The organism is Streptomyces glaucescens, assembly GCF_002154375.1.
Taxonomy (GTDB): Bacteria; Actinomycetota; Actinomycetes; order Streptomycetales; family Streptomycetaceae; genus Streptomyces; species Streptomyces glaucescens.
Map to the genome: position 1 here is coordinate 1 of NZ_MUND01000698.1, position 5,020 is coordinate 5,020.

Annotated in this window: 1 protein-coding gene; it reads left to right on the top strand. The window is 75.2% G+C overall.

The window, feature by feature from the left end; all coding sequences use genetic code 11:
- The coding region (locus CCN42_RS35325) for a non-ribosomal peptide synthetase (protein WP_143662134.1) at positions 1 to 5,020 on the top strand (5,020 nt) is incomplete at both ends.

A 5,020-nucleotide genomic window follows, 5' to 3' on the forward strand; every position in this document is an offset into this window, starting at 1 on the left:
TGCCTCACCGGTCTGCGCCAGGTGTGGACCGGCGGCGACGTCGTGCCCGCCGCGGCCGTACGCCGCGTCCTGGCCGCCTGCCCGGGCCTGACCGTCGTGGACGGCTACGGCCCCACCGAGACGACGACGTTCGCGACGTCCTTCGCGCTCGCCGACGCGCGTGCCGTCCCCGGCACCGTGCCCATCGGCCACCCGCTCGACGACCTGCGCGTGCACGTCCTCGACGGCAGGCTGCGGCCCGTACCGCCGGGCTGCGCCGGTGAGCTGTACATCGCCGGCGAGGGCGTGGCCCGCGGCTACCTGGGCCGTCCCGGCGACACCGCCGCCCGCTTCCTCGCCGACCCGGCCGGCCCGCCCGGCACCCGCATGTACCGCACCGGCGACCTGGCCCGCCGCCGCCCCGACGGCACCGTCGAGTTCCTGGGCCGCGCCGACGACCAGGTGAAGATCCGCGGCTTCCGCGTCGAACCCGGCGAGGTCGAGGCGGCCCTCGGGGCGCACCCCGGCGTCACCGACGTGACGGTGCTGGCCCGCGAGGACCGGCCCGGCAGCCGCCGGCTGGTGGCCTACGTGGTCGGCACCGAGGACGTCACGACCCTGCGGGAGTTCGCCCGGCGCTCGCTGCCCGACTATCTCGTCCCCTCGGCCTTCGTCGTCCTGCCCGCGCTGCCGCTCAGCCGCAACGGCAAGGTCGACCGGGCGGCGCTCCCCGCGCCGAAGCCCGCGAGCGGTGACCCGCAGGGCGCTTTGGCCGAGCCGCGCACCGACGCGGAGCGCCGCACGGTGGAGATCTTCGCCGACGTCCTCTCCATGCCGCGCCCCGGCGTGCGGGACGACTTCTTCCAGCTGGGCGGCGACTCCATCCTCAGCATCCGGCTGGCCGCCCGCCTCTCCGAGGCGTTCGGCACCGACCTGTCCCCGCGCGCGGTGTTCACCCACCCCACCCCCGCAGCCCTCGCCGCCCTGCTCACCGAGGAACGCCCCGGTGACGCCGCGCCCGCCGCGATCGTCCCGGTCACCCGTGACACGCCCGCCCCGATGTCGTACGCCCAGCAGCGCCTGTGGTTCCTGAAGGAGTTCGCGCCGGGCAGCGGCGAGTACGTCACCGCGCTGGCCCTGCGGCTGCGCGGCCGGCTCGACGTGCCCGCCCTCATCGCGGCCCTGCGCGCCCTGGCCGAGCGGCACGAGGCGCTGCGCACCACCTTCGACGCGGTGGACGGCCATGGCGTGCAGATCGTCCACCCGGCCCGGGACGTGCCCCTGACGCTGCACGACCTGGCGGGGGAGGCCGGCACCGACCGGGCGCAGCGGCTGGCGGAACTGCTTCAGGCCGAACGCGCCCGCACCTTCGACCTGCGGCGCGGCCCGCTCCTGCACACGGGCCTGATCAGGCTCGCGGACGACGAGCACGTCCTGACGCTGACCCTGCACCACATCGTCACCGACGGCTGGTCCACGGGCGTGCTCACCGGAGACCTCGCCCACTTCTACCGCGCCGAACTCGGCCTGGAGACGGGCACCTTGCCGCCACTGCCGGTGCAGTACGCCGACTACGCCCACTGGCAGCGCGGGCGCGGCACGGACGACCACCTCGCGTACTGGAAGGAGCACCTGGCCGGGCTGGAGACGCTGGACCTGCCCACCGACCGGCCCCGACCGGCGGTGCGCACCCACCACGGCGCCACCGTCCGCCTCGCCCTGCCCCGCGACACGACCCGCCGCCTCGCCCGGGTGGGCCGGGACCGGCAGGCCACCCTGTTCACCACGCTGGTCGCCGCCGCGCAGGCCTACCTCGCCCGGCTGACCGGCGGCGAGGACATCACCGTCGGCACGGTCACCTCCGGGCGCGACCGCGCCGAGACCCAGCACCTCGTCGGGTTCTTCGTCAACACCCTCGTGCTGCGCTCCCGCGTCGAACCCGACCGCCCCTTCCCCGAGTTCCTCAGCGAGGTCCGCGGGACCGTCCTGGACGCCTTCGCCCACCAGGAGGCGCCGTTCGAGCAGGTGGTGGACGAGGTGCAGCCGGTCCGTGACACCAGCCGCACCCCCCTGTTCCAGGTCATGGTGGTCCTGCAGAACGCGCCGGCCGCCGCCCTCGACCTGCCCGGCATCGAGGTCACCGACGTCGAGACCGAGCTGCGGCACGCCGCGTTCGACCTCACCCTGGAGTTCGCCGAGACCGGCACCGGGGAGCTGCACGGCGTGCTCACCTACAACACCGACCTGTTCGACGCGGCCACCGCCGAACGCATGGCCGACCAGCTGGGCACCCTCCTGACCGCAGTCGCCGACGATCCCGACCGGCCCCTGGGGGCCCTGCCCCTCGCCACCGACGAGACGCTCAAGGCCGTCCTCGACCAGGGACGCGGCACCGCCCGCCCGGTCCCGGCGGCGACCCTGCCCGAGCTGTTCGAACGACAGGCCGCCCACACCCCCGACGCCGTCGCCGTGGCCGACGCCGACGGCCGCGAGCTGACGTACGCGCACGTCGAACGCGCCGCCAACCGGCTGGCGCACCGTCTCATCGCGCGGGGCGTGGGACCCGAGCGGATCGTGGCGCTGGCCCTGCCCCGCAGCGTCGAGACGGTCGTGGCCCAGCTCGCCGTGACCAAGGCCGGCGGCGCCTTCCTGCCCGTCGACCCGGACTACCCGGAGCAGCGCCGGGAGTTCATGCTGCGCGACGCGGGCGCCTGGCTGGTCCTGGACGACCCCGCCGCCGTGTGGGACGCGGACGGCCCGGACACCGCACCCACGGACGCCGACCGCACGGCCGCGCTCACCGTCGACCACCCGGCGTACGTGATCTACACGTCCGGCTCCACCGGCACGCCGAAGGGCGTGGCGGTGCCGCACCGCGGCCTCGCCGCCTTCGCCGCGGCAGCCGCCGACCGCTACGACGCGGGCCCCGGCGACCGGGTCCTCCAGTTCGCCTCACCCAGCTTCGACGCCTCGGTACTGGAACTGTGCGTGTCCCTGCTCACCGGAGCCACCCTGCTCACCGGGGAGGAAGGCCCCCTCGTCGGCGAGCGCCTCGCCCAGGTCCTCGCCGAGCGGCGCGTCAGCCACACGCTGATCCCGCCCGCCGCGCTCGCGACGGTCGCTCCCGAGACCGCCGACGCCCTGCCGCACCTGCGCACCCTCATCGTCGGCGCCGAGGCCTGCCCGGCCCACCTCGTCGAACGGTGGGCCCCCGGCCGGCGGATGATCAACTCGTACGGTCCGACCGAGGCCACCGTCGTCGCCACCTGGACCAGCCCGCTCACCCCGGGCGCGGGCGCCCCGCCCATCGGACGCCCGGCCGCCGCCACCCGCGTCCACGTCCTCGACGCCGCCCTGCGCCCCGTCCCGCCCGGCGTCACCGGCGAACTCTACGTGTCCGGACCCGGACTGGCCCGCGGCTACCTCAACCGGCCCGGCCTGACCGCGTCCCGCTTCGTCGCCGACCCGTTCGGCACCCCGGGGGAGCGCATGTACCGCACCGGCGACCTCGCCCGCTGGGACGCGAGCGGCGAACTGCGCTTCGCCGGACGCGCCGACGACCAGGTCAAACTGCGCGGCTTCCGCATCGAACCCGGAGAGATCGAGAGCGCGCTGCGGGGCAGCCCGCTGGTGCGCGACGCGGTGGTCACCGTACGCGGCGGCGGCAGCGACCCGGACGGCCGCTCGGGCGGACGGCTGGTCGCCCACGTCGTCCCCGCCGAGGGCACTCCGGAGGAACTGCCGGTACCCGAACTGCGCGACCACCTCGCCGGGCTGCTCCCACCGCACATGATCCCGTCGGCGTTCGTGCCGCTCGCACACCTGCCGCTCACCCCGAACGGCAAGACCGACCGCGGCGCGCTGCCCGAACCCGGCCCCGCCCACACCGCCACCGGGCCGCACACGCCACCGCGCACCGACACCGAACGCCGCATCGCCAGCATCTGGTCCGACGTCCTCGGCGTGGCCGACGTCGGCGCGCACGACAACTTCTTCCACCTCGGCGGCGACTCGATCCTCAGCATGCAGGTCGTCTCACGGCTGCGACGCGACGGACTCCACCTGACCACCCGTGACCTGTTCACCCACCAGACCGTCGCCGAACTGGCCGGCGTCGTCACCGCGCCGCCCCGGCACTCCGAAGACCGAGCGGTGAGCGGAGAGGTGCCGCTCACTCCCATCCAGGAATGGTTCCTGACCAGCCCGCGCGCCAGCCACGGCCACTTCAACCAGTCGATGCTCCTCGAACTCACCGCCGACGTGGACGCCGCCGCCCTGGAAACGGCCCTCAACGCCCTGCTCGACCACCACGACGCCCTGCGCATGCGCTTCACCGCCGGCCAGGACGGCTGGCGCCAGTTCAACCCGCCGGCGGCCGACACCGACCGCGGCCGGCTCCTGACCCGCCACGACCTCAGCGGACTGACCTCCACCGAGGCCGACGCGGCGATGGAGAAGACAGCCGACGACCTGCACACCGGCTTCGACCTGGCACGCGGCCCGCTGCTGCGGGCGGCCCTGTTCACCGGCGACGCCGGCCGGCCCGCGTTCCTCCTCCTGGTCGCCCACCACCTGGTCGTGGACGCCGTCTCCTGGCGCATCCTGCGGGACGACCTGGAGGCCGCCTACCGGCAGGCCGCCCAGGGCGGACCCGTCACGCTGGGCGAACGCACCACCTCCTTCCGCGACTGGGCACGAGGCCTCGCCGCGCACGTCGCGGCCGGCGCCCTCGACCACGAACTGCCCTACTGGGAACGGGCGGTGAACGCCGAAGCACTCCCGGCCGAGACACCGAACGGGCCGGACACGGGCGCCGTCGACACGCTCACCGTCGAACTGAACGAGGCGGACACCGAAGCGCTGCTGCGCGCCGCGCCGACCGCCTACCGCACCCGCGTCAACGACGTGCTGCTCGCCGCCCTCGCCCTCGCGCTGGCCCGCTGGACCGGCCGCGAGGAGGTCCGCCTGGACCTGGAGGGACACGGCCGCGAGGACGTCCTCGACGACGTCGACCTGACCCGCACGGTCGGCTGGTTCACCA